Source organism: Streptomyces laculatispora, assembly GCF_017353455.1.
GTDB classification, from domain to species: Bacteria; Actinomycetota; Actinomycetes; order Streptomycetales; family Streptomycetaceae; genus Streptomyces; species Streptomyces laculatispora.
Genome location: NZ_JAFMPZ010000067.1, coordinates 1 through 3482 on the forward strand (window position 1 = coordinate 1; position 3482 = coordinate 3482).

Annotated in this window: 3 protein-coding genes; all 3 read right to left on the minus strand. The window is 73.0% G+C overall.

Features of this window, described 5'->3' with window-relative positions; genetic code table 11:
• A partial coding sequence (locus J1C73_RS03285; RefSeq protein ID WP_307797595.1) for a M20/M25/M40 family metallo-hydrolase occupies positions 1 to 737 on the minus strand: 737 nt, incomplete at its 3' end.
• A gap of 1 nt (position 738) precedes the next feature.
• Positions 739 to 2169: a serine hydrolase domain-containing protein gene (locus J1C73_RS03290; RefSeq protein ID WP_207315002.1), complete on the minus strand. Its 1431-nt coding sequence runs from the start codon at positions 2167 to 2169 to the stop codon at positions 739 to 741.
• Positions 2170 to 2192: 23 nt separating this feature from the next.
• Positions 2193 to 3482, minus strand: a 1290-nt coding sequence (locus tag J1C73_RS03295) for a S9 family peptidase (RefSeq protein WP_207315003.1), incomplete at its 5' end; no start/stop codon positions are given.

Below are 3482 nucleotides of genomic sequence, written 5' to 3' on the forward strand. Positions count from 1 at the left end.
ACCAGCAGCCGGGCCGCGTCGGGCACCGTGTTGCCGGTGGTGCCGGAGGAGGCCACGGTCGGGGTCACCGTGGTGCCGGTCGCCGGATCGGAGAGCGCCGACACCGCGAGCACCTGGTGCGCCAGCTCGGTGGTCGTATTGACGCCCCGCTCGGGTTCGAGACCGGCGTGCGCCGCGCGTCCGGCGATGCCCAGTTCGTAGCCGGACACCCCCTTGCGCGCCGTCTTCAGCGCCCCGCCCTCGCTCGCCTCCAGGACCAGCACCGCGCGTGTGCGGCGGGCCTCGGCCTCGATGAGGGCGCGCGAGTCCGGGGCGCCGATCTCCTCGTCGCCGGTGAGCAGCACCGATACGCCGTCCCGGTCGTCGAGCACGGACAGCGCGTGGAACAGCTGCACCACCCCAGCCTTCATGTCGAAACAGCCGGGCCCCGTCAGCCGGCCCCCGGTCACCGCGAAGGGGTGCCCGGCCAGGGAACCCACCGGCCAGACCGTGTCGAAGTGGCCCAGCAGCAGCACCCGGTCACCGGAGCCGAAGCGCCAGCGCAGGGCGGGACTCCCCGGCGTGTCGAGCCACTCCGGCTCGGCACCCGTCAGCCGGGTGCCGAGTGCGGCGACGACCCGGGCGCAGGCCGTGACGGCGGCCCGGTCCTTGCTGGGCGACTCGGCCAGCACCAGCTCCTCGATGCCCGCCAGCAGGTCCGGCAGACCCGCCTCCAGCGCGGTGGCGAACGCGGGCACGTCAGAGGGCCTTCGGGGTGGCGCGGGCACCGTGGTGCAGATAGGGAGTGCCGTCGGCGAGCGTGTAGAACACGACCGGGATCCAGGTGCTGAACCCGGGCCGGCGCAGCACGAAGAGCCCCGGGCCGACCGGGTGCATCGCGTACTCCTTGTCGGGCTCCGCGGTCAGCCCGGCCAGCGGCCCCGTCACCTTGTCGAGCATCACCAGAGCGCCGTCCCGCTCCACGATCTCCATCCGGCTGGAGATCCGCTCGTACACCCCGACGTACTCGGCCGGGTCGAACGCGACCGGCTCCTTCGCGGGCTGGAGCGTTGCGCGCATCGTCACCCCGGCCAGCTCGCGGGCGATCTCCGAGAACACCTCCAGATACAGGCCCATGGTGTCGCCGCCGTTGGTGAGCAGGCAGATCGCGAGGTCGGACCCCGGCAGCACCCGCAGGAACGCGCTCTGGCCGATGGTCCCGCCGTCGTGGCCGTACACCGGCTGTCCGTCCCAGGTGTCGAGAATCCAGCCCAGCCCCCAGGCATGCCCCAGCAGGTTCGCGTCGGGGACCTTCACCTGCGGGCTCTGCATGGCGGTGGCGCTCTCGGCCGAGACGATCCTGGTGCCGTTCCCGGTGACACCGCCGTCGAGGTGCATCCGGGCGAACGCGAGGACCTCGCGCGGCGTCGAGCAGATCAGCCCGGCCGGTCCGGCCGACCGCATCAGGCCCCACTGCGGGGCGAGCGCCGGGGGCTCGCCCGGGTGTCCGGCGGCGGCGCGGTGGAGCAGCGCCTCCTCCGGCAGGGTGACCGTACGGGTCAGGCCGAGCGGCCTGTACAGGCGCTCACGCATCAGCTCGTCCCACTGGACGCCGGTGACATGCTCCAGCACCCGGCCGAGCAGGGTGAAGCCCGCGTTGCAGTACGACATGGTGGCGCCCAGCGGGTGGTTGGCGGCGACATCGGCCAGCAGGGCGGTGAACTTCTCCAGGCAGTCGTCGCCCCGGCCGGTGTCGGCGAAGAAGTCGCCGTCGATGCCGCTGGTGTGCGTCAGGAGATGGCGGAGCGTCACTCCCTGGGTCAACTCGTCATTGACGAGACGCAGTTCGGGGAGCACGGAGACGATGGGGGCGTCCAGTTCGAGCAGCCCCTCGTCGACCAGGGCCATGGCCACCGTGGTGGTCCATACCTTGGAGATCGAGCCGATCTGGAACAGGGTGTCGGTCGTCGCCGCGATCCCGGCCTCCATGTTGGCCAGGCCGGTGGACGCCTCGATCGTCACCTCGCCCCGGTGCAGGACGGCGAGGCTCGCGCCGGGAACCCGGTAGCGGGCGGCGAGCTCGGTGAGGCGGGCGGCCCAGTGGGCGGTCAGCTCGGCGGACAGGCCCGGGGGCAGTTCGGTGGACGGAACGGCGGTGTCGGTCATGTTCGGCTCCGGATTCGTGGTCATGGTCGTCTCCAGCTTCGTTGTGTTCAGCGGTCGGCGTGTGTGGTGACCCAGTCGACGAGGCGCCGGGAGTAGTCCTCCCGGTGCGAGGGCCGGCCGTTGAGGATGAACAGGTGCGAGCAGCCCGGGTACAGCACCAGCCGGACCGGCACACCCCGGGTGCGCAGCGCGTGGAACCACTGCTCGGCCTGGCCGACCGGGCAGGTGTCGTCCGCGCCGCCGTGCAGGATCAGCGTGGGCGCGCGGACCGCGTCCACATGGCTGAGCGGGGAGAGTGCCGTCAGCCGGTCCCGGTCGCCGATCTCGTGACCGGCGATCAGATACCCCTCCTCGGACGTCCCGGCCAGGCTCGTCAGGTCGGCGACCACGCCGCCCGGTACGACGGCGGCGAAGAGATCGCTGCGGGCGGAGAGCCAGCAGGTCAGATAGCCGCCGTAGCTGTAGCCGGTGAGCGCGATCCGGGCCGGGTCGACGAGCCCCTCGTCGATAAGGGCGGCGATCGGTTCGAGGACGTCCTGCTCGTCGGCCTCGCCCCAGGCGCCCACGGCGGCCCTGTAGAAGGACTCGCCGTAGCCGTCGCTGCCGCGCACGTTCAGCGTCAGGACGGTCCAGCCCCGGGAGACCAGCTCCTGGTGGTAGAGGTGGGCCGGATCGGCGTGCGGCGCCCAGGCGTTGTGCGGTCCGCCGTGCACGTCCACCAGCAGGGGGCCGCCCGGGGCAGTGCCCGGAGCGCGGGTGATCATCCCGTGCACGACGGTGCCGTCCGAGATGGTGAACTCCCGTTCGGTGAACGGGTGGAGGGCGACGTCGGGCAGCGACCGCGCCATGTGCGCGGTCAGCCGCGCGGGCTGCCGCCCGGTGCTCGGGCCGCCCGGCCGCCCGGACCCCGCGTCAGCCAGGTCGAGCAGCGCGATCTCGGCGAAACTCGCCGTGTCGGAGACGACCAGCGCGGCCCGGCCCGCCTTGGCGGCGACCGAACAGCCGCTGACCCCCTGACCGGCGGGCAGCGCGAACTCGCCGATCCCGGAAGCGTCGACGCGGTAGAGCCGGGTGGCCCCCCGGTCGCGGGCGCAGAACACGATGCCGTCGCCGTGGAACTGCGGCAGCGCCCCCGGGTATCCGGGCCCTCCGGGCAGGACGTTGCGGTCCAGAGGGGCGCTGAGCGACACCGGGGCGGATCCGTCGAGGGGCTGGCGCAGCAGCTCCAGATGGCCGACCCCCATGGTGGTCCGCCCGACGACGAGCAGTGCGCTCCCGTCGGGGTACCAGCTCACCGGCCCGGCCACGGGGGTGGCCGGGCCGGTGAGCTGGTACCC